The 21,213-nt window shown below is 72.0% G+C and carries 19 protein-coding genes and 2 pseudogenes; 7 read left to right on the forward strand and 14 right to left on the reverse strand.

The window, feature by feature from the left end:
- Nucleotides 1-105 precede the first annotated feature (105 nt).
- On the forward strand, nucleotides 106-1,584 hold the full coding sequence (locus ABT116_RS13855) for an alpha/beta hydrolase (protein WP_351632171.1): 1,479 nt from the start codon (nucleotides 106-108) through the stop codon (nucleotides 1,582-1,584).
- Here ABT116_RS13855 and ABT116_RS13860 read toward each other — a convergent pair.
- Both ABT116_RS13860 and ABT116_RS13865 read right to left on the reverse strand, forming a co-directional pair.
- Entirely contained in the window at nucleotides 1,572-2,723 is a 1,152-nt protein-coding gene (locus ABT116_RS13860; protein WP_351632174.1) for a glycoside hydrolase family 113 protein, read from the reverse strand. The two genes, ABT116_RS13855 and ABT116_RS13860, sit on opposite strands and share 13 nt — an antisense overlap.
- A gap of 95 nt (nucleotides 2,724-2,818) precedes the next feature.
- The gene (locus ABT116_RS13865; protein ID WP_351632217.1) at nucleotides 2,819-3,256 is read right to left on the reverse strand and encodes a phosphatase domain-containing protein; all 438 of its coding nucleotides are present in this window, start codon (nucleotides 3,254-3,256) and stop codon (nucleotides 2,819-2,821) included.
- Nucleotides 3,257-3,577: 321 nt separating this feature from the next.
- Here ABT116_RS13865 and ABT116_RS13870 point away from each other — a divergent pair, with 321 nt between their 5' ends.
- From ABT116_RS13870 to ABT116_RS13890, 5 genes are read left to right on the forward strand one after another with little or no spacing between them, the layout of a single operon-like run.
- On the forward strand, nucleotides 3,578-5,206 hold the full coding sequence (locus ABT116_RS13870; protein WP_351632177.1) for an ABC transporter substrate-binding protein: 1,629 nt from the start codon (nucleotides 3,578-3,580) through the stop codon (nucleotides 5,204-5,206).
- Nucleotides 5,207-5,210: 4 nt separating this feature from the next.
- The gene (locus ABT116_RS13875; protein ID WP_351632179.1) at nucleotides 5,211-6,173 is read left to right on the forward strand and encodes an ABC transporter permease; all 963 of its coding nucleotides are present in this window, start codon (nucleotides 5,211-5,213) and stop codon (nucleotides 6,171-6,173) included.
- Nucleotides 6,170-8,143: a dipeptide/oligopeptide/nickel ABC transporter permease/ATP-binding protein gene (locus ABT116_RS13880; RefSeq protein WP_351632181.1), complete on the forward strand. Its 1,974-nt coding sequence runs from the start codon at nucleotides 6,170-6,172 to the stop codon at nucleotides 8,141-8,143. The genes ABT116_RS13875 and ABT116_RS13880 overlap by 4 nt, the downstream gene beginning before the upstream one ends.
- The gene (locus ABT116_RS13885) at nucleotides 8,140-9,159 is read left to right on the forward strand and encodes an oligopeptide/dipeptide ABC transporter ATP-binding protein (protein WP_351632183.1); all 1,020 of its coding nucleotides are present in this window, start codon (nucleotides 8,140-8,142) and stop codon (nucleotides 9,157-9,159) included. The genes ABT116_RS13880 and ABT116_RS13885 overlap by 4 nt, the downstream gene beginning before the upstream one ends.
- Nucleotides 9,156-10,088, forward strand: coding sequence for a dihydrodipicolinate synthase family protein (locus ABT116_RS13890; protein WP_351632186.1), 933 nt, complete (start codon nucleotides 9,156-9,158; stop codon nucleotides 10,086-10,088). The genes ABT116_RS13885 and ABT116_RS13890 overlap by 4 nt, the downstream gene beginning before the upstream one ends.
- A gap of 15 nt (nucleotides 10,089-10,103) precedes the next feature.
- Here the strand turns inward: ABT116_RS13890 and ABT116_RS13895 are convergent, their stop codons facing one another.
- The 6 genes and pseudogenes from ABT116_RS13895 to abmR all read right to left on the reverse strand — a co-directional run bounded on the left by ABT116_RS13895 (nucleotide 10,104) and on the right by abmR (nucleotide 16,824).
- Entirely contained in the window at nucleotides 10,104-10,766 is a 663-nt protein-coding gene (locus ABT116_RS13895; protein WP_351632189.1) for a response regulator, read from the reverse strand.
- On the reverse strand, nucleotides 10,763-12,004 hold the full coding sequence (locus tag ABT116_RS13900; RefSeq protein WP_502983862.1) for a sensor histidine kinase: 1,242 nt from the start codon (nucleotides 12,002-12,004) through the stop codon (nucleotides 10,763-10,765). The genes ABT116_RS13895 and ABT116_RS13900 overlap by 4 nt, the downstream gene beginning before the upstream one ends.
- A gap of 46 nt (nucleotides 12,005-12,050) precedes the next feature.
- Nucleotides 12,051-14,144: an MMPL family transporter gene (locus ABT116_RS13905; RefSeq protein ID WP_351632192.1), complete on the reverse strand. Its 2,094-nt coding sequence runs from the start codon at nucleotides 14,142-14,144 to the stop codon at nucleotides 12,051-12,053.
- A gap of 154 nt (nucleotides 14,145-14,298) precedes the next feature.
- A complete protein-coding gene (locus ABT116_RS13910) occupies nucleotides 14,299-14,994 on the reverse strand; it encodes a TerB family tellurite resistance protein (protein ID WP_351632195.1) in 696 nt (231 codons plus the stop codon).
- A 211-nt stretch (nucleotides 14,995-15,205) separates the two neighbouring features.
- Nucleotides 15,206-16,291: pseudogene (locus tag ABT116_RS13915) on the reverse strand (2-isopropylmalate synthase); the annotation flags it as partial.
- Nucleotides 16,183-16,824, reverse strand: coding sequence for an ATP-binding transcription factor AbmR (gene abmR, locus ABT116_RS13920; RefSeq protein ID WP_502983863.1), 642 nt, complete (start codon nucleotides 16,822-16,824; stop codon nucleotides 16,183-16,185). The pseudogene ABT116_RS13915 and the gene abmR, both read right to left, overlap by 109 nt.
- A gap of 325 nt (nucleotides 16,825-17,149) precedes the next feature.
- Between abmR and ABT116_RS13925 the strand changes: the two genes are divergently transcribed.
- The gene (locus tag ABT116_RS13925; protein WP_351632197.1) at nucleotides 17,150-17,584 is read left to right on the forward strand and encodes a protease inhibitor; all 435 of its coding nucleotides are present in this window, start codon (nucleotides 17,150-17,152) and stop codon (nucleotides 17,582-17,584) included.
- Nucleotides 17,585-17,777: 193 nt separating this feature from the next.
- Here ABT116_RS13925 and ABT116_RS13930 read toward each other — a convergent pair whose 3' ends face one another.
- From ABT116_RS13930 to ABT116_RS13955, 6 genes and pseudogenes are all read right to left on the reverse strand, one after another.
- Complete coding sequence (locus ABT116_RS13930; RefSeq protein WP_351632200.1) at nucleotides 17,778-18,647, reverse strand: alpha/beta fold hydrolase; 870 nt, start codon at nucleotides 18,645-18,647, stop codon at nucleotides 17,778-17,780.
- Between the two features lie 133 nt (nucleotides 18,648-18,780).
- Nucleotides 18,781-18,987: a CDGSH iron-sulfur domain-containing protein gene (locus ABT116_RS13935; protein ID WP_351632203.1), complete on the reverse strand. Its 207-nt coding sequence runs from the start codon at nucleotides 18,985-18,987 to the stop codon at nucleotides 18,781-18,783.
- A complete protein-coding gene (locus tag ABT116_RS13940; protein ID WP_351632206.1) occupies nucleotides 18,968-19,624 on the reverse strand; it encodes a HemK2/MTQ2 family protein methyltransferase in 657 nt (218 codons plus the stop codon). The genes ABT116_RS13935 and ABT116_RS13940 overlap by 20 nt, the downstream gene beginning before the upstream one ends.
- Nucleotides 19,625-19,645: 21 nt before the next feature.
- Nucleotides 19,646-20,653 (reverse strand): iron-containing redox enzyme family protein, encoded by a 1,008-nt coding sequence (locus ABT116_RS13945; RefSeq protein WP_351632211.1) that lies wholly within the window; start codon nucleotides 20,651-20,653, stop codon nucleotides 19,646-19,648.
- 195 nt (nucleotides 20,654-20,848) lie between these two features.
- Nucleotides 20,849-21,049 (reverse strand): hypothetical protein, encoded by a 201-nt coding sequence (locus ABT116_RS13950; protein WP_351632214.1) that lies wholly within the window; start codon nucleotides 21,047-21,049, stop codon nucleotides 20,849-20,851.
- Nucleotides 21,050-21,096: 47 nt separating this feature from the next.
- A pseudogene (locus tag ABT116_RS13955) lies at nucleotides 21,097-21,213 on the reverse strand (Ppx/GppA family phosphatase); the annotation flags it as partial.

The following is a 21,213-nucleotide window of genomic DNA, read 5'->3' on the forward strand; positions in this document are numbered from 1 at the left end:
CGGGCGGCCCTGGCTCGGCCACTCTGCCAAGGGGGGGTAAACCCCCTGAACGGTACGGCAGTTGACTGGATGGGGTCAGGGTCGGAAAGCCGTCAGGCTCGTCCCATGCAGCAGATCAAGCGCAACGCCTCCCTGATCGCGGCCTCCGCCCTCCTGTTCGGGCTCGCCGTCCCGCTGACCGCTTCGGCCGCCGCTGCCGAGCCTCTCGAATGGACCAAGTGCGAGGGCACCGGCCTCGACCCCCGTCAGCAGTGCGCAGCGCTCTCCGTGCCGATGAACTACGCCGATCCGGGCGGCCGGAAGATCGACATCGCCCTCTCCCGTCTCCCCAGCGAGAAGCCCTCGGCCCGCCGCGGCGTGTTACTCATGATCCCCGGCGGGCCCGGCGGGGACAGCCTCGCCGACCCCTCCGGGAAGGGCAGGCAGCTGCCCCGGTCGGTACGCGACGCATACGACCTCATCGGCTTCGCACCGCGCGGCAACGCCCCGTCCACGCCCGTGAGCTGCGACATCGACCACTCCGACCTCGCCCGCACCAAGCTGCTCCCCTGGCCCGCAGCGAGCGGATCCGTCGCTGAGAACATGGCCACCGCCCGCCGGCTGTCGGACGCCTGCGCCCGCGACGGCGACGAACTGCTGCGACACGTCAGCACCAGGAACAACGCCCGCGACATCGACCGCATCCGCGCCGCCCTCGGCGAGCGCGAGCTGTCGGCCTGGGGCGTCTCGTACGGCACGTACGTCGGCGCCGCCTACCGCGAGATGTTCCCGCGGCGCACCGACCGCATCGTGCTCGACAGCAACGACCACCCCGACCCGGTGCAGGCCCAACGCGCCTGGCTCGCCGCGTTCGAGGTCGGCGTCGAGGACAACTTCCCCGAGTTCGCCGAGTGGGCCTCCCGGCCCGGCAACCCGTACCGGCTGGCCCGCACCGCGGCCGAGGTGCGTCCGCTCTTCTTGCGCCTCGCCGCCCGCCTGGACCGCACGCCGATCCCCTGGCCGGGCGCCAACCCCGAGGAGCTGAACGGCAATGTCCTGCGCCAGACCATGCTGGACGGCTTCTACGACCCCGCCGACGGCTACCCCGTCCTGGCCGAGCTGATGCTGGCGGCGAAGAAGGGCACGGTGCCGCCCGCGCCCCAGGCCCCGCCGGACCCGGCGCTGCGCAACAGTGCCGCGGTCGTTGCCGCCACCATCTGCAACGACGCCGCCTGGCCTCGGTCGGCAGCCGCCTACCGGAAGGACGTCGCCGCCAGCCGCCTGAAGTACCCGCTGACCGCGGGCATGCCGAGGAACGCGATGGTGTGCGCCGCCTGGCCGTGGCAGCCGAAGGAGCCGCCGGTGCGCGTCACCGACCGGGGGCCGTCCGATGTCCTGCTCATCCAGAACGAGCGGGACGTGGCGACCCCTCTCAGTGGTGCGCTGAAGCTGCGCAACGCTCTGGGCCGGCGAGCAGTGATGGTCACGAACGACGCCACCGGCCATGGCTCCTACCTGGACAACGGCACCGCGTGCGGCGACACCCTCGTATCCCGCTTCCTGGCCACCGGGGAACGGCCCCGCAAGGACACCTACTGCCGCTGACCGGCCTGGCACGCCCTGGCGTACCTGTGCGCCAGGGCGTGGAACGCCTCCTTCGGCTCCCAGTGCCAGCCGGAGGCGGGGTCGTCCGGGCGGTCCTTGATCACCTTCGTGAGGGCGTACGACGCCATGTCGAGGTCGAGGCGGGGCGCGTCCGGGCGGTGCGGTGCGTCGGCGCTGATGAACTCGAAGGCCATCGCCGCGTACAGGCCCATCGACGCGAAGACGTCCACCAACCCGCCCACGTAGCCGGCCTGGACGCGTTCGCTGCGGACCGGGTCGCCCTTGATCTCCGGCGGGTTCTTGTCGTAGTCGACGATGTCCCATCCCATGCCGCCGGTCTCGGGTGCACCGACGTACGCGCACGTGCCGAACTCGGTGATGGCCAGCGGCTTGCCCCAGCGCAGGTACTGCTTCAGTTCCCGGACGTACTCGGAGCGCTTTTCGTAGTACGAGTAGTAGTCGATGCCGACGATGTCGAAGAGGCTCCAGTCCGGGTCGTCGATGCTCTGGGCGGCGGCGTAGCTCAGGTTTCCCTTGAAGACGGAGCGGCCGGTCCTCGCGGCCTTCGCCGTGAACTCGGCGAGGCGGCGCAGTGTCCGCGGCCAGTCGACCGTGCCGTTCTGGAGGTGCCTGATGCGTTCGAGCACCGTCTCGCCCGGCAGGATGCCGGGGACGAACAGCCAGAACTCGCAGCCGACGCTCAGGTCGACGCTCGCACCCTGGCGCCGCAGCCGCTCGGCGAACCGGCCGGTCTCGGCGAGGTGCTCCAAGATGTCCCGCTGCGGGGCGTCCCCGAGGGTCGGCTGCAGCCAGACGTGCAGTCCGCGCTCGGCGGCCTCGGCGGCGGTGCGCGTGAGGCGTTCGACGCCGTCCCCCGTGACGTCGACGGTGTCGGCGTGCAGGTCGTCCCGGATGGCCCGGATGTCGTGGCGCATCCGCCGGGCGCTCCACGCGGTGCCCGGTGTCTCCCCCGCCCCGACGGTGTAGACGATGCCCCGTCGGCGCAGTCCGCGGGTGTGCCGTTCCCCCGCCGCCGAGGCCTGTCCCACCGCCCCGGTGACCCCCACCGCCACCGCTCCGGCCAGAAACCGCGCCCGGCTCATTCCCTTCGCCTGCCTGCTCCTCTTGGTCTCTTCCATGCCGCTCACTGTGCCGAGGGGGCGCCGGGTCCGCTGTCGGCCGTCGGTCTACGGTTGCGCGACCAAGGTAGGAGGTGCCGTGCCGAAGGAGAGGTTCACCCCTCGCCGAACCCGCGCACGTACCGCCGCTGCCAAGGCGTCTCCACAGCATGCCGGTCGTAGTGCCGCCGGACGTACCCCACCGCCTCCTCCCCCGGCACCCCGTCCAGCACCGCCAGGCAGGCCAGGGCCGTGCCGGTGCGGCCGCGGCCGCCTCCGCAGGCGAGCTCCACCCGCTGCCCGGCGGCCCGTTCCCACACATCGGCCAGTACCGCTCGGGCGGCCGCCCGGTCCGCCGGGAGACGGAAGTCGGGCCAGCGGATCCAGCCCGACTCCCAGAGGACCTCGGGCGGCCGCCGGCCGAGCAGGTAGACGCCGTAGGAGGGGAGGGGCGCGCCGGGGTCCAGGGGGTGGCGCAGGCCTCGGCCCCGGACCAGCCGGCCGGAGGGCAGTCTCAGGACACCGGCGTCACTCTCGCTCCACAGCTCGGTCATGCCCGTCATCATGTCCGCTCCCGCCCGCTCGGTCATTCCCCGCATCATGGTCCGCTCCCGCCCGCCCGGTGACGGATTCGGCGACAGGGGCCCGGACGTCCCGACGTCCCGACGTCCACTTGCCCGGCGCCGTACCTGGTTTGATGCACCGTCGACCCAGCCGGCCGGGCGACGCCGGCGGTCCGGCCCCTGGCGGATACGCCATTCGTGTGCGAGCCCTTGACCGCCCCCACGGCCCCTCCTAAGGTCGCGCTGACCGCAGGACGTAGGACGTCGTATCTCCGCTGCCAGTCCCCTCCCCCCAGACCTCCTGGAGGACCCGTGCGCGACGTGACCCCCGACGTGCCGGCGCCGCGCCGCCGGTCGTTCCTGAAGTACACCGGCGCGCTGGGCGCGGCCGCCGCCGTCCCCGCGTCGCTGTCGGCCTGCTCGTCGGGCCCGGAGTCCACCAACGACACCGGCAGCGGTGGCGGCCGGGACCGGACGCTCACCGCGGTGATCGGCTACGGCAACGACGGCAGCTGGGACCCCACCCAGACCGCGTCCGCGTTCTGCATGGCCGCCAACCACCACATCTACGAGGGGCTGCTGGACACGGACCCGATCTCCCGGGAGCCGTACGCCGCGCTGGCGACCGAGGTGCCGAAGGACCCGGACAGCACGTCGTGGAGGTTCGCGCTGCGGGCGGGTGCGACGTTCCACGACGGCAGGCCCGTCACCGCCGACGACGTGGTGTTCGTCTTCCGGCGGATCCTCGACCCGGACACCCAGACCCTCGCCAAGGGCTTCTTCGCGAGCTGGCTGAAGGAGGTCCGCAAGATCGACGCACAGAATGTCGAACTGGTGCTCAAGTTCCCGTTCCCGGACGGGCTTTCGCGGCTGACCCTCGCCAAGATCATGCCCAAGCACGTCTTCTCCCGGCCCGGGGCCTGGGACGACGCCATCAAGGGCAAGGCGATCGGCTCGGGGCCGTACCGGCAGACCGCGCACCACCCGAAGTCGAACACGACCTTCGAGGCGTTCGACGGCTACAACGGCCCCCGCAAGCCCGCCTTCCGGAAGATGAACTGGCTGACGATCGTGGACGCGGCTCCCCGCGTCGCGAAGATCTCGGGGGCCGCCGCGGGCGCGCAGATCGCGGACAACATCCCCTACGCCAACATCGGGCAGTTGGAGAGCGCCGGGATGACGGTCGCCGGCGGGGCCGGGATGAACAACCTGTTCCTGATGTTCAACACGAAGCACAAGCCCTTCGACGACGTGCGGGTGCGCCAGGCCCTGCACTACGCCATCGACACCGAGAAGATGGTGGAGGTCGCGCTCAAGGGCCACGGCAGGCCCTCCAGTTCCTTCCTCGACGAGGCCAACTCGTCCTACCGCCGCGCGAAGACCGTCTACGACCACGACCCGGACAAGGCGAAGGCGCTGCTGAAGGAGGCCGGGGTCAAGGGCCTGAGCATCGACATCCTGGCGGTGAACGTCAGCTGGATCGTCGACTGCCTGCCCACCATCAAGGCGTCCTGGGACGCGATCGGGGTGAAGACGACCCTGTCCCCGCAGGAAACCACCGCGGTGTTCACGAAGCTGGACCAGAAGCGGGACTACCAGGTCGTGGCCGCCGCCTCGAACCCCAACCAGTTCGGCCTCGACGCCGACCTGATCATGCACTACAACCACGGTCCCGAGAACCTCTGGACGCAGTACACGCGGTGGGCCTCCGACCCCGTCGCCAAGCAGCTGTTCAAGGACATGGACCGGGCCACCCGGGAGCCCGACCCGGCGAAGAAGAAGGCGATCGTCCAGGACTACATCGACGTCGTCGCCGAGCAGGCCGTGCTCTACCCGGTCGTCCACAACGAGCTGATGACGGCCTGGAACCCGGCGCGGCTCAGCGGCATAAGGGCCCAGCCCTACCCGGGCATCAACCTCCTCCAGGCCAAGTGGGCCTAGCGGGATGACGGCCGTCCTGCGGATCCTGCTGCGCCGTCTCGCCATGCTCGTGCCGCTGATGCTCGGCATCGTGCTGTTCGTGTTCCTGGTGATGCGGTTCTCGGACGTCGACCCGGCGTCCGCGTTCTTCCAGGGCGCCAACCCGACGCCCGAGCAGTTGCACGCCTTCCGTGAGGAGCACGGCCTGCTCGACCCGCTGCCGGTGCGCTACGCCGACTTCGTCAGCGACCTGCTGCACGGCGACATGGGCACCAGCGCGCTGACCCGGGCGCCGGTGATCGACCAGGTGACGACCGCGCTGCCGCTCACCCTGCAACTGACCTTCCTGGGGCTGGGCATCGCGGTCGTCCTGGCCCTGCTCGGCGGTGTGACCGCGGCGATCCACCGGGACCGGCTGCCCGACCAGCTGATCCGGGTCGTGTCGCTGACCGGCGTCGCCGCGCCCGGCTTCTGGCTGGCGCTGCTGATGATCCAGTATCTGGCGGTCGACCTCGGCTGGTTCCCGACCGGCGGCTACATCAACCCGGCCGACTCCCTCACCGGCTGGCTGAAGACGATGACGCTCCCCGCGCTCGCCCTCTCCCTCCCGGTGGCGGCGCAGCTGACCCGGATCGTACGGACGGCCGTCGTGGAGGAGCTCGACAAGGACTACGTACGGACGGCGATCGGGAGCGGGCTGCCGCCCCGGGTGGTGGTGGGGCGCAACGTCCTCAGGAACGCCCTGATCAATCCCCTCACCGTCCTCGGCCTGCGCGTCGGCTACCTTCTCGGCGGGGCGGTCGTCATCGAGACGATCTTCTCGCTGCCGGGCATGGGCAAGCTGATGATCGACGCCGTGAAGAACGGCGATCCGGCCGTCGTCCAGGGCGTCGTACTGACCACGGCGGCCGGGTTCGTCGTCGTGAACCTCGTCATCGACGTCCTCTACCTGCTGGTCAACCCGCGACTGAGGGACGCCGGCCCATGATGACCCGCAAGCGTCTCACCGCGGCGCTGTCGCGGCCCGGCGTACGGCTGCGCGGCCTGCGCCGGCTGCCGTTGCCGTCGAAGGTCGCCGTCTGCTTCCTGACGGTCGTCGTCCTGATGGCACTGCTCGCGCCGCTCCTCGCCCCGCACGACCCGCTCGACCAGCAGCCGCCGGTCGACGGCACCGGGCACCCGTCCGCCGGGCACTGGATGGGCCAGGACAGCCTCGGCCGGGACATCCTCAGCCGGCTGATGTACGGGGCGCGCTGGTCGCTCGCGATCGGGCTCGGCGCGACCGGGCTCGCCCTGGTGGCCGGTGCGCTGCTCGGGGCGGTCGCGGCGACCTCGCGCAAGGCGGTCGACGAGACGCTGATGCGCTGCCTGGACGTCGTGATGGCGTTCCCGGGCATCGCGCTGGCCGCCGTGCTGGTGGCGGTGTTCGGCGGCGGCATCACGGTGCTGATCTGCGCGATCGCGTTCCTGTTCACACCGCCGGTGGCGCGGGTGGTGCGGGCGAACGTCCTCGATCAGTTCGGCGAGGACTACGTGACGGCGGAACGGGTGATCGGCGCGCGGACGCCGTACATCGTGCTGCGGCACGTGGCGGTCAACTGTGCCGCGCCGGTTTTGGTGTTCTGCACGGTCCAGGTGGCCGACGCGGTCGTGTTCGAGGCGTCGCTGTCGTTCATCGGGGCGGGTGTACGGCCGCCGGACCCGTCCTGGGGCAGTGTCATCGCGGACGGCAAGAACATGGTGCTGACCGGCGGCTGGTGGGCGACGGTGTTCCCCGGGCTGCTGATGCTGGTGACGGTGCTGTCGCTGAACATCCTGTCCGAGGGGGTGTCGGACGCCTGGGCGGCCCCGTCGGCGCGGGAGGTGGACGCACCGGACGACGACCGGCTTCAGGAGCCGGAGCCGGGCGGCGGGGAGGTCGTGCCGCTGCCCGGTCTGGCGGAGGCCGCGCGCCGGTTGCGGGCCCGGGCGCGCCGACTGCCCCGGGACGGGCAGCCGGTGCTCGCGGTGGAGAACCTCGTCATCGGCTTCGACCGACGGCACGGCGGCGTCGACATCGTGGACGGCATCAGCTTCGAGGTGCATCCCGGGGAGGTGCTCGGGCTGGTCGGCGAGTCGGGCTGCGGCAAGTCGCTCACCGCACTGGCGATCATGGGTCTGGGGCCGAGGGGGGCGCGGGTCGGCGGCCAGGTCCGTTTCCAGCAGCGGGACCTGCTCGCCGAGCCGATGCGGGTACGCCGCAGGCTGCTCGGCCACGAGATGGCGATGATCTACCAGGACGCGCTGTCGTCGCTGAACCCAGCGATGACGATCCGCGCGCAGCTGAGGCAGGTCGTGCGGCGCGGCGGACACCGCACTCCCGCCGAGCTGCTGACGATGGTCGGCCTCGACCCCGGGCGGACCCTGCGCAGCTACCCTCACGAACTGTCCGGCGGGCAGCGCCAGCGCGTCCTGATCGCCATGGCCCTGTCCCGCGACCCGAAGCTGATCGTCGCCGACGAGCCGACGACGGCCCTGGACGTGACCGTGCAGGCGCAGATCGTGGAGCTGCTGCTGCGGCTGCGCGAGGAGCTCGGCTTCGCGCTGATCCTCGTCTCGCACGACCTGGCGCTGGTCGCGGACGTCACCGACCGGGTGGTGGTGATGTACGGCGGGCAGATCGTGGAGACGGGCGTGACCGCCGACCTGGTGGAGGCACCGGCCCACCACTACACACGCGGACTGCTCGGCAGTGTGCTGTCGCTGGAGTCGGCGCAGGAGCGGATGACGCAGATCAGCGGCGTCGTGCCGTCCCCGGCCGACTTCCCCGCGGGGTGCCGCTTCGCCGACCGGTGCCCGTGCGCGAGCGAGATCTGCCGTACGACGGCTCCGGTCCTGGCCGGCCCTCCCGAGCACACGGCGGCCTGCCATCACCCGGCCGTGGAGCCGGCGGCCACCGGGAGCGAGGCGGTGTCATGAGCGCGCTGGTGGAACTGGCGGACACGCACGTCGTCCACAGGGCCCGCAGCGGCGGCCTGTTCACCCGCGACCGGGTGTACGCGCTGACCGGCGTCGATCTGGCCATCGCGCCCGGCGAGACCGTCGGTGTGGTCGGTGAGTCCGGCTGTGGGAAGTCGACGCTGGCGAAGGTGCTGGTCGGGGTTCAGCCGCCGACACGCGGCACGGTGTCGTTCCGGGGCCGGGACCTGTGGGCGATGCCGGCCGCCGAGCGCCGCCGGGCCGTGGGCGGCAGCACCGGCATGATCTTCCAGGACCCGTCGACGGCCCTGAACCGCCGCCTGACCGTCCGGCAGATCCTGCGGGACCCGCTGGACGTGCACGACCGGGGCACCAGAAGCCGACGGGAGGCGCGGGTCAGCGAGTTGATGTCCCTCGTGGGCCTCCCCCGGGCCCTCGCCGCCGCCCTGCCGGCCCAGCTGTCGGGCGGGCAGCGCCAGCGCGTCGCGATCGCCCGGGCGCTCGCGCTGGACCCGGACCTGGTCGTGGCCGACGAGCCGACGAGCGCCCTGGACGTGTCGGTGCGGGCCCAGATCCTCAACCTCCTGCTCGACCTGAAGGAACGCCTGGGACTGGCCCTGGTGTTCGTCTCGCACGACATCCAGACGGTACGGCGGATGAGCGACCGCGTGATCACCATGTACCTGGGCCGGATCGTGGAGGAGTCCCCGGCCGCCCTGGTCACCGACCGGGCCCGGCACCCGTACACCCGCGCCCTGTTCTCCGCCACGCCCGGCCTGCTCCACCCGATCGACCCGATCCCGCTGGTCGGTCCGGTGCCGTCGGCGACCCGCCCGCCGAGCGGCTGCCCGTTCCGCACACGCTGCTGGAAGGCGGACGGGACCTGCGCGGAGCAGATGCCGGGCTTCTCGGCCGCGTCGGAGCCCGCGCACCGCTTCCGCTGCCACCATCCTGTCCGGGAGGACGAGTCGACCCACGACCTCGTCCACCGGCGCGACCCGATGGAGGCTCCATGACTCTCGCCCCGCTGACCGGTGTCATCCCGCCCGTCTGCACACCTCTGACACCGGACGGCGAGGTGGACGTCCCCTCGCTGCTCTCGCTCGTCGACCACCTGGTGGCGGGCGGGGTGCACGGACTGTTCGTGCTCGGCTCGACCTCGGAGGCGGCGTTCCTGCCGGACCGGCAGCGCAGGCTCGTCGTGGAGTCGGTCGCGGGTCATGTGGGCGGTCGGCTCCCGGTGCTGGCGGGGGCGATCGACATGACGACGCCACGGGTCCTCGACCACGTCGCGTCGGTGACGGCTGCGGGCGCGGACGCGGTCGTCGTCACGGCCCCGTTCTACACCCGCACCCATCCCGCGGAGATCGCCCGCCACTTCCGCGCGGTCGCCGCCGCGAGCCCGGTCCCGGTCATCGCCTACGACCTTCCCGTCGCCGTCCACACGAAGCTGCCGGCCGACGTCGTCCTGGAGCTCGCCGCCGACGGGGTCGTGGCCGGGCTCAAGGACTCCAGCGGTGACCTGGCCGCCTTCCGCCAGGTCGTGACCGGCGTCCGGGACCGCGGGGGCATCACCGGCTTCAGCGTGCTGACCGGGTCCGAGCTGATCGTCGACGCGGCCCTGGCGATCGGCGCGGACGGCACGGTGCCGGGCCTCGGCAACGTCGACCCGCACGGCTATGTCCGCCTGGACCGGCTGTGCCGCGCCGGGGACTGGGACGGGGCCCGTGCCGAACAGGAGCGCCTGTGCGCGCTGTTCGGCATGGTGGGTGTCGGAGATCCGGCCCGCATGGGTCCGAACTCCTCGGCGATCGGGGCCTTCAAGGCAGCGCTGCACCTGCGCGGCGTCATCGCCTGCCCGGCGACGGCACAGCCGCAGATCCCGCTGTCCCCGGGCGAGGTGGAGCAGGTCGGGAAGTACCTCGCGGCGGCCGGACTGCTCTAGGAAGAGCCCGGTCCGTCAGACGCTGCCCGGCGTCACCATCCCCGACTCGTACGCGACGATGACGAGCTGCGCCCGGTCCCGTGCCGCCAGTTTGCCCATGATGCGGCTGACGTGGGTCTTCGCGGTGAGCGGGCTCAGGCCCAGCGCGTCGGCGATCTCCGTGTTGTTGAGGCCGCGCGCGACCAGCGCGAGCACCTCGCGCTCCCGGCCGGACAGGCACTCGGGCCCTCCGGTCGTCGGCGCGGAGGGGCTGCGCAGGAACCGCTCGATCAACCGTGCCGTGGGTCCGGGTGACAGCAGGGAGTCCCCGGCGGCGACCGTGCGGATGGCGTCGAGGAGTTCGGCGGGCCTGGTGTCCTTGACCAGGAACCCGGAGGCGCCGGCGCGCAGCGCGTCGACGATGTTCTCGTCGGTGTCGTACGTGGTGAGGACGAGCACCCGGACGGCGGCGAGATCCTCGTCGGCGGCGATGAGCCGGGTCGCCTCGATGCCGTCCAGGTCGGGCATGCGGATGTCCATCACCACGAGGTCGGGATGTGCGCCGCGGGCCAGTTCCACGGCCTGCCGGCCGGTTGCGGCCTGGCCGACGACCTCCATGTCCCGGGCCGACTCCACGAGCATCGCGAACGCCTCCCGCACCAGGGTCTGATCGTCCGCGAGCAGCACCCGTGTGGTCATCCGTCCCTCTCCCCCGTCGTGGTCAGCGGCAGGACCGCGGTGACCTCGAACCCGCCCCCGGTACGGGGTCCGGCGTCGAGTGTGCCACCGACGCTGCGGGCCCGCTCCCGCATTCCGACGAGCCCGAAGCCCGGTGTGCCGCCCCGGGCCGGGCCGGTGCCGTCGTCGCGCACCGACAGGTGCAAGGCGCCCTGCCGCTCCGCCAGTTCGACGTGGACGGCCGGTTCGGGCCCCGCGTGCCGTACGGCGTTCGTCAGGGCCTCCTGCACGATGCGGTAGGCGGCGGCGCCCACGGCGGGCGGTGCCTGCCGTATCCGTACGGTCTGCTCGACCCGGGCACCGGCGAGCTGGGCGGCCTCTGCCAGGTCGGGCAGTCCGTCGAGGCCGGGCAGCGGGCCGCGGGCGTCCGGGGGGCCGTGCTCGCGCAGCACCTCCAGTGTGGTGCGCAGTTCACCGCGGGCGCTGCGGCAGGTCTCGGCGATGTCGTCGAGGGCCTTGGCGACCGTCTCCCGGTCGAGCCGCCCGGGGTCCGCCGACAGGACGTGGGCGGCGACGGAGGTCTGCACGCCGATGAGGGTGATGCTGTGGGCCAGCAGGTCGTGCAGGTCCCGGGCGATCCGCAGCCGCTCCTCGGCGACGCGCCGCCGGGCCTCCTCCTCGCGGGTGCGTTCGGCGCGTTCGGCGCGTTCCACGATGGAGGCGACGTACTGGCGGTAGAAGCGCACGTCGACTCCGCAGAAGAGCACGGCGACGACCCAGCCGGAGGCCTTCAGCAGTCCCAGCGCCTCCTGCGCGCTGATGGTGAGCAGCACGCCCACCGCCATGGTGATGACGCCGATGCCGACCAGGACGGTGCGCAGCGGCCGGCCGGTGACGGCGACGGTGTACAGGGCGACGTAGGCGGCCTGGGTGGCCGCGGTGTGCGAGTAGTCGAGGAAGTGGTAGGGGAACACGCAGGTGATCACGGCGACCAGGACGAGCACCGGACGGCGGCGGCGCCACACCAGCGGCACGTGGGAGACGAGCAGCAGGGCCCAGCCGAGCGCGTCGGGCCTGCGGCCGTCGTCGACGAACAGCGCGAGCGCTGCGGCGACAACGGCCACCGAGACGGCGAGCAGCGCGTCGTTGCGCAGTGCGTGCGGGGCGGTCAGGGGGTCACGGTTGATCGCGGCCATGATCCGCTCGGCGGACCGCGACCAGGTCGCCTGCGGGGTGGTGGGTGCCTGCACGGGCATCATCCTCGGCCAGGAAGGCGCCCCTCCGGGAGAGGAGGGGCGCCGTCGGTCAGCGGGCGTCGGCGGCCACCGGTTCCTGCTCCTTCTGCGGAACCGTCCGCTCCGGCGCGCGGGAGAGCCTGCCCGGCCACCACATCCGCCGCTTGAGCAGCACACTCGCCGTGGTCACCAGGTACGTGCGCACCAGGAAGGTGTCCAGCAGGACCCCCACAGCGATGACGAACCCGAGCTCCACCAGCCCCACCATCGGCAGCGTCGTCAGCACCGCGAACGTCGCCGCCAGCACCACCCCGGCCGAAGCGATCACCCCACCGGTCGTCCGCAGCGCGGTGAGCGCCGCCGCCTCCGGCCCGGCCCCCCGCACGGACTCCTCCCGCATCCGGTGCATCAGGAAGATGCCGTAGTCGACGCCGAGGGCGACCAGGAACACGAAGGACAGCAGCCCGAGCCCCGGATCGGTCCCGGCGAACCCGAACACCGGCTCGAACACCAGCCCGCCGATGCCGAGCGCGGCGCCCCAGACCGCGACCACCGCCGCCAGCAGCAACAGCGGCGCGACGAGGCTGCGCAACAGCCCGACCAGGATGACGAACACGGCGGCCAGCACCAGCGGCACGATCACCTTCCGGTCCCGCGACTCGCTGTCGGCCAGGTCGATCTGCTGCGCACTGGGCCCGCCGACGTAGGCACCCATGGGATCGAGCCCGGCCCGCAACGCCTCGATCGTCCGGGTCTCGGCCGGGGTCTCGGGGGCGGCGATGGTGAAGACGGCGATCTCGGTCCAGCCCGAGCCGCTGCGCCCCGGCGCCACGTCGGTGACGCCCTCGGTCGCACGGGCCCGGTCGGAAGCCGCCGCGGCCCGTTCCCGGGGCGCGATGACGGTCACGGGCCGGCTGCTGCGCTCGGGGTACTCCCGCGCGAGCGTCTGCATGGCGGTGATGGACTCGGGCCGCTTCGTGAAGGAGTCCTCCTGCTTGATGCTCCCGGACAGGTTCAGCGTGCCGAGGGCGAGCGCTCCGAGCAGGACGCCCCCGCCGACGAGCACGGTGACGGGCCGCCGTGTCGCCGAGGAGCCCATCGCGGCGAACAGCGACCGCCGGGCCTTCGGCTCGCTCCCGAACGCGGGGACCAGCGGCCAGAAGACCCGCCGCCCCAGCAGCACCAGAACCGCCGGCAGCAGGGTCGTCATGGCGACCAGCGCGGCGAGCACCCCGACCATGCCGACCGGTCCCATGCCGCGGCTGCTGTTGAGGTCCGCGGCGAGCAGGCACAGCAGCCCGGCCGCGACGGTCCCCGAGGAGGCCAGGACGGCCGGTCCGCAGCCGCGCAGCGCGGTGCGCATGGCGTCGTACGGCCGCTCGTGGCGCCGCAGTTCCTCGCGGTAGCGGGAGACGATCAGCAGGGCGTAGTCGGTGCCGGCGCCGAGGACCAGCACCGTCATCACGCCGCCGCTCTGGCCGGTGACGGTGACGTCGAACAGTTCGTGCAGCCCGTACCCGGCGGCCATCGACAGGGCGGCGGCGACGCCCGCCACGGCGAGCGGCACCAGCCACAGGAACGGGCTGCGGTAGATGAGGATGAGCAGCACGGTCACGACGCCGAGCGTGGCGAGCAGCAGCGTGGCGTCGAGCGTGCCGAACACCTTGTTCATGTCGGTGTTCAGCGCGCCGGGCCCGCCGACCTCGACGCTCAGTCCGCCGCCGCCCTCGGCGATCTCCCGCACCCCGTCGACGAAGGCGTCCCGGGCCTCTTCGTCCTGGCCGGGCTGGGTGCTGGAGACCGGGTACATCAGGGTGGAGCCGTCCTTCGACGGGGCGCCCCGAGGCTCACCCGTCAGGTCGTAGGCGCCGCTCAGCTCGGTGATCTGCTCGTCGGCGGTGCGCCGGTCGGCGTCGGTCAGCCCGCCGCCGCGGTGGTAGACGAGCACCAGGTCGGTCGACTCACCGCCCGGCAGCTCGTCCTGGATCCTCGCCACCTGGGTCGAGTCGGCGCTGTCGGGCAGGTAGTCGACCGCGCGGTTCTGCTGGATGTCGGCGAACTTCCCCGCGAGCGGCCCGACCAGCACGAGCGCGGCGAGCCACAGCCCGACCACCACCCACGGCACGGCCCGTTTCCGCCCGCTGCGCGTCCTTACGGCCCCCATGGGTCCGGCTCCCTCCGGTCGGGTGTCTGGATCGGTCTCCAGACTCCCGCCGGGCGGGGGCCGGTTCGTCGGGCGTGCGGGCGAGTTGGGTGCTACTGCCGGGGGCGGTCCCGGCCGGGCGTTACTCCCCGGGGAGTAACGGGGGGGGTGCGCCCTAGGAAGGCGTGCGCGCCGCCGCGAGCAGCCGGGTCACGTCGTCTGAGCAGATGGTGAGCGCCGCTCCCACCGTCGCGAGCACGTCCCGCTCGGCCGTGGTGTAGGGGCCGTCCGCCAGGGCGATGCGGGCGCCCTGGAGCAGGATCGATTCGCGGCCGACCGCGGCGAGGTGCGGAGTGAGCGGGTCCAGCGCCTCGTGCAGCTCTATGGCCAGCCCCGCGCCGCAGGGTTCGCCGGCGATCCGGCCGGTGTCGGCCTCCAGCGCCTCGACGAGGGCGGCCAGCTGCTCCTCCGTGCAGTCGTCGAAACCGGCCGCACGGACGGCGAGGACGGCGGCCTCCAGTGCCGAACCGGACCCGGCGCCGCCCGCCGCCAGCACCGCGAGGGCGACGGTGTGCACGGCGTCGCGGAGCATCGCGGAGAAGCGGGTGGTGGTCGGATGGTCGAGGACGTCCGTGCCGAAGTGGCGGCGGCAGGCCGCGCACTCCACGACCGGGCCGGTCTCGCCGCGCGGCAGCACGGGCAGGCCGAGCAGAGTGAAGCGGCGTTGCCCGGTCAGCCGCTGGTAGTTGCGGTCGCCACCGCAGCCGGGGCAGAAGAACTCCCCGTCACCGGCGGCCGTCCACGCGGTTCGGGTGCCCAGGATGCGCGAAAGCCTGGCGGCATGGCCGTTTCGTCCCCGTCCTGGCAGCACGTCGCACCTCCGTCACGCCGCACGGCAACGTCGCCGCGCTTGCGTGATGTTAGCCACATCAGAGACGAGGAGTCAGCACCCCGGAGGAGACCTTTCCGTGACCTCCACAGCAAATGGCCGGTATGCGACGGGGCTCCGCCCGCCGGACATCGGCGGACGGAGCCCCCGCGGCATCCGTGAGCGGCCTGGTGCCGCAGACCCGTACGGCTGGTCAGCGAGCCGCGCGGTTGACGGCCGAGACGACGGCCTTCAGCGAGGCCCGCGTGGTGTTCGCGTCGATTCCGATGCCCCACAGGACCTTGCCGTCGATCGCGCACTCGATGTAGGAGGCGGCCTGCGCGGAGGCACCCTCGCTCATCGTGTGCTCCTGGTAGTCCAGCAGGCGTACGTCGATGCCGACGGACTGCAGGGCGTCGAAGAAGGCCGAGATCGGACCGTTGCCCGTACCGGTCAGGACGGTGTCCTGGCCGTCGACCGTGGCCTCCACCTTCAGCGTGTCCACGCCGTCGGTGTCGGTCGTCGACTGGCCGTTGCGCACCTGGATCCGGCCCCAGGGGTTCTCCGGGTTCGGCAGGTACTCGTCCTGGAAGACCGCCCAGATGTCCTTCGGCGTGACCTCGCCGCCCTCGGCGTCCGTCTTGGCCTGGATGACCTTGGAGAACTCGACCTGCATACGGCGCGGCAGGTCCAGGCTGTGGTCGTTCTTCAGGACGTAGGCGATGCCGCCCTTGCCGGACTGCGAGTTGACGCGGATGACCGCCTCGTAGGAGCGGCCGACGTCCTTGGGGTCGATCGGCAGGTAGGGGACGGCCCACTCGATGTCGTCGACCGTGACGCCCTTGGCGGCCGCGTCGGCCTCCATGGCGTCGAAGCCCTTCTTGATGGCGTCCTGGTGGGAGCCGGAGAAGGACGTGTAGACCAGGTCGCCCACGTACGGGTGGCGCGGGTGGACCTCCATCTGGTTGCAGTACTCCCACGTGCGACGGATCTCGTCGATGTCGGAGAAGTCGATCTGCGGGTCGACGCCCTGCGAGAACAGGTTCATGCCGAGGGTGACCAGGTCGACGTTGCCGGTGCGCTCGCCGTTGCCGAACAAGCACCCCTCGACGCGTTGGGCACCGGCCAAGACTGCCAGTTCGGCGCACGCAACCCCGGTGCCGCGGTCGTTGTGCGGGTGGACCGAGAGGATCACCGAATCACGTCGAGCCAGATTCTGGTGCATGTATTCGATTTGATCGGCATAGATGTTGGGGGTCGCGATTTCGACTGTGGCAGGCAGGTTGTGGATGACCGGGCGATCGGGACTGGCGTCCCAGAGTTCGGTGAGACTGTTGCACCCGCAACCACGAACCGTCGGGCTGGCGGCGTGCCACCTGAGTCGTCCGTATGACGCTGCACCAGGCGCACGCACCAGGCCAGCGCGTCGCTGCGGCTGCGGGCGACGCCGCCGGCGATCAGGGTGTCGAGTACCTGGCGTTCCGGCTGGCGCAGCCGCGTCATGACCGGGGCGGCCACGTGCGTGAAGAGCGTCCGCCGCCCACCGCACTCCACGCCCCAGGACACCTTGCGGCCGAACCGGTGCTCGGCCTCCCGGGCCACGGCCATCCGGTCCTCACGGGTGCGCTCCCGGAACTCCTGCGCCCGGCTCTCCAGGGCCGCGTCCCGTTCGGTGGCCGGGGCGTCCCCGGCCAGCCGCGGTGCGGGGATGCGGCCGATGACGGTGATCTCCTCGCGGTCGACCGTGATCTCGGTCAGCTCCTCGAAGAGGTCATCGGGCAGGCGGCCGGCGAACCAGCCGCGGAGCTTCTCTCTCTGCTCGTTCGTAATCATGTAATGACGATTACTCGACCTGCCCATGAACACAAGGGGTCACGAAGCGGTCGGCCGAGAGCGGAATCGGAATGTTTCAGGCCTATTAACGAACACGCGGAAATCGGCCATCTGGCCGCTTCGCACCCCCGGCAACCGCGCGGTTACGGGCTTCACCCGTGTGGATTCCGTAACTTCGCGCCACTGATTCAATACGCAAGGTTACTGAAACCCGTGGGGTCGATGTGTGTTTCCGCGGCGAACTCGGCAGACTCGCGCTCGCCGCTCCGGGCACCGACCGAGCACGGACGGCACACCCTGTAATCGATGCGGAAGGATGCACACAATGCGGACCACCGCGCGCTGGGCCATGACCATCGGCATGACGGCCACCGCCGTCTGCGGACCCCTCTCCGGGGCCGCGCTCGCCACTCCGGGTCAGGCCCCCACCGCGCTCTACGCCCCGTCGGCCCTCGTCCTCACGGTGGGCCACGGCGAGAGCGCGATCGCAGCGACTCCGGAACGCGCGGTCACCCTGACCTGTGCCCCGACGGCCGCCGGCACGCACCCGGCGGCCGGGGCGGCCTGCGCGGAACTGCGCGGTGTGGGCGGCGACTTCGACGCCCTGACCGCGAGGGACGGCGTGATGTGCACCAAGCAGTACGACCCCGTCGTCGTCACCGTCGACGGCGTGTGGCAGGGCAAGCGCGTCTCCTACGAGCGCACCTTCTCCAACGACTGCATGAAGAACGCCTACGGGACGGGTGTCTTCTCCTTCTGAGAGGGCTGAGCCCACAGACCGGGATCGCGCAGGAACCGTGAACCGCAGCGGGCCGTGGCTGGGGAGCCGGGCCGTTGTCACGAGGAGTCGCGATCTCGCAAAAGGGGGCCGGCGGGCAGTGTGGGGCTGCCCGCCGGCCCCTGGGCTTTCCTGGACACCATTGGAATCCCAGGCTGTACGTGACGTCGGTTTCTCACTCAGGCCGCTCGGCGAAGAAGCCCGCAAGGGAAGACGCGAGCGCCTTTGGAGCCTCTTCGGCCACGTGGTGCCCGGCGTCGATGCCGTGGCCGCGTACGTCCGGAGCCCACTGCCGCCAGATCTTCACCGGGTCCCCATACAGGTCCTCGAGGTCGTCCCGGAGCGACCAGAGGATCAGCGCCGGGCACCGGATCCGTGTCCCTGCGGCGCGGTCGTCCTCCTCGTGCCGCCGGTCGATGGTGAGGCCGGCCCGGTAGTCCTCCAGCATCGCCCGCACCACGTCGGGGTTTCTCGTGGCCGAGCGCCACTCGTCGTAATTGTCCTGCCCCATGCTCTGCGGATCGCCGCGGTACCAGCTGTCCGGATCGGCGTTGATGACCCGCTCGGGGATATCCGGCTGGGCGAAGAAGAACCAGTGCCACCACTGGGTGGCGAACTCGGTCGTGATGCGGGACAGGTGCTCGGTGAGGGGCAGGCAGTCGATCAGCGCCACCCGCGAGACCGCGTCGGGATGATCGAGTGCGAGACGCAGCGCGACAGCGCCTCCGCGGTCGTGCCCGGCGAGCGCGAAGCGGGCATGGCCCAGGGCGCGCATCACCTCGACCACGTCACCGGCGACCGCCCGCTTGGAGTATCCGGCGTGGTCTGCGGTAGGCGCCGGACCGGTGGACCGGCCGTACCCTCTCAGATCGGGACAGACCACGGTGAAACCGTCTCGGACGAGGCGCGGGGCGACGCGATGCCAGGTCGCAGATGTCCGCGGGTGGCCGTGCAACAGCACCACCGGCGGCCCTTCCCCGCCGTAGCGAACGAAGATCGATGCGTCACCGACTTGAACCTGCTTCGTCTCGAAGCCCTCGAACAAGGCCCGAACCTCCCGCCCTCGTCGACACACCGCCCACGGCACCTGTCAGCCCAGGGCGACCTTCCTCTTGCCCCCGCAGGTCACGTGGACACGACTCCGTGATGCGCCAACGGTGCCTTCTTGCGCCGGGGCCTTACGCCCGGTCGCGGTGGCTCGTGTCGCACCACGGGTAGCGGCGGCTGCGGCGGCAGGTGCACAGGGCCACGCGGAAGCGGTCGGAGGTGACGACGGAGCCGTCCTCCAGCTCCACCTCCACCGGGCCCTCCATCAGCAGAGGGCCCTTGCGCTGGACGGTGACGCGGCGCGGCGCGGTGGGCCGGTCAGACGGGGAGTTCGGCACGGACGACCACCAGCTCTTCCTTGTCATCGGCGGCGGGCAGCAGCCCCCGCTCCCGCAGCCAGCGTTCCCGGCCGCGCAACACGGGACCCAGCGCGATCCGGTGCCGACGGGTCACCGCGGCCTTCAGACCGGCCGTGCGCAACTGCCCGACGGTCAGGTCCGGGCCGCTGAGCGCCGACTGCACGAGCAGCAGCACCCCGCCCGGCCGCAGCAGGCCCGGCGCCTCCCGGCAGATACGGTCGACGACCAGGCGCCCGTCGGCGCCCGCGTCCCAGGCCCGGGCCGCGCCTCGCGGCGGCCTGCGATGGCCGTCCGGCGCCGGCACGTACGGCGGGTTGGCCAGGATCAGATCGAACACCTGTCCGTGCACGGGTTCGAAGAGGTTCCCGTGCCGGATGCGGACCGGGAGCCCCGCGAGCCGGGCGTTCAGGCGCGCGGCCCACACGGCGCTCCAGGACACGTCCACGGCGGTCACACGGTTGCCCCGGCGCGCGGCCTCCAGGGCGAGGGCGCCGCTGCCGGTGCCCACGTCGAGGACCTGCGCACCCGGAGGCAGCGGCTCGTCGGACAGGGCACCGGCCAGCAGCTCGGTGTCCTCCTGCGGGGCGTACACGCCCGGGGGTACCAGTGCAATCACGGACGTCGAGTACCCCGGACATCAGGAGATATGAGCTGCTTCCTGGGCAAGCGGTGCGCGCAGTGACGAACGAGAGGCCCGCCAGTCGGTCAGCAGCCGAGCGCCGAAGCGTTCCTCGACGAACTCGGTGGCGTCGATGCCGAAGGCGATGTCCGGGGCGAGATACGGCTCGCGCTCCAGCAGTCCGCCGATGACGTCGTGGCGCACCACCTGCTCGTGGACCGCGTCGGCCTCGACGTGCTCGTCGTAGAAGTGCTCGGCGGCGGGCCCCGCGCCGGTGCGGCGCATCGCCTCGGCGAGCCGCCGCGACCCCGGTGACGAGGTGATCTCGACCGTCGCGAAATGACCGACCAGGGCACCCCTGAGGGCCCGGTGCAGCCCGAAGAGGGACATCATGTTCACGGTGACCAGGGCCTCGGCGGACGCCGCGTCGAGATAGCGGCCGTACGCGGTGTCCAGACCCAGGTCCGCCATCAGGTCGGCGAACAGACGGGCGTGGACACGCTCCGCGCGGCCGCCGCCCCACTCGTCGAACTCCACCGCCGCCATCGCCGCCTTCGCGCGGCCGGACAGCCGCGGCAGGACCCAGGCGTGCGGGTCCGCCTCCTTGAGGTGGTACAGGGAGCGCTGGGCCGCGTACTCGCGCACCTGCCACAGCTCGCCCTCATCACGCAGGAAATGGCTGACGCCGGTGCCCTCGACGGGCTCCACCAGCAACCCGGCCAGTGCCTCGTCCACGCTGTCGTGGACGTGTGCGTCGGTGCGCAGCGCGGACAGGAAGCGGTGCTCCATGGCCGCGCGGACGCGCAGCAGGTCCGGGTCCCATTCGCGCTCCGGGGGAACGTCCGCGAAGCCGCGGTAGTGCAGCTCGTAGCACAGGTACAGGGCGAGCTGGAGGTCGTCGCCGTACACCTCGGCGCGGGCGACCTCCTCGAGGCGGGGCAGACGGCCCGCCCCCCGCAGATACGCGTCGACACCCGTGCTCAGTGGGCCGCGCGGGGTGGGCAGTCGTGGTTCTTCGTGCTCCATGCGCGCCGGGTACCCACCCGGCGACCGGGGTCACCCGTCGAGTGGCACCCGCTCAGGGGGAGCGGATCCACGAGATCACGGCCCGCCCGGGTCGACCGGGCGGGCCGTGGCGGCGAATCTGCTCGGTGGGCGTGAGCCCTGGCGGTGCGGGCGCTCGGGCCGCCTCCCCGGCAGCCCGGGCCCGCCCGGTTTCCGTCAGTCCCCCTCGGACTTCTCCTGCGCGCGCGTGTTGGGGGTGATGGCCTCCCCGGCCTCACCTCGGTGGCGGCGCTCCTCGGCGGAGTCCCGGGTGCGGTTCTCGGCGTCCTCGACCTCGCGCAGCACCTCTTCGAGTGCCGTCTCGGCCGGCTTGCCGTGCTGTTCCTTGGCGTGGTCGTGGTCCTTGTGCTGGGACACGGGGGTCTCCTTTCCTCGTGCGGTTCGTCCGGTCGCGGCGGGGGTGTTCAGCTTCCGGCGCGGGCGATGCGCAGCGGCACCGGATCGGCGGGGGCGGCCTCCTCGCTGCGCAGGGCGACCTCCGCCCACCAGGAGGGGCCGTCCTCGATGTGGCGCAGCAGCAC

It is taken from the genome of Streptomyces sp. NPDC002130 (assembly GCF_040296465.1).
GTDB lineage: Bacteria > Actinomycetota > Actinomycetes > Streptomycetales > Streptomycetaceae > Streptomyces.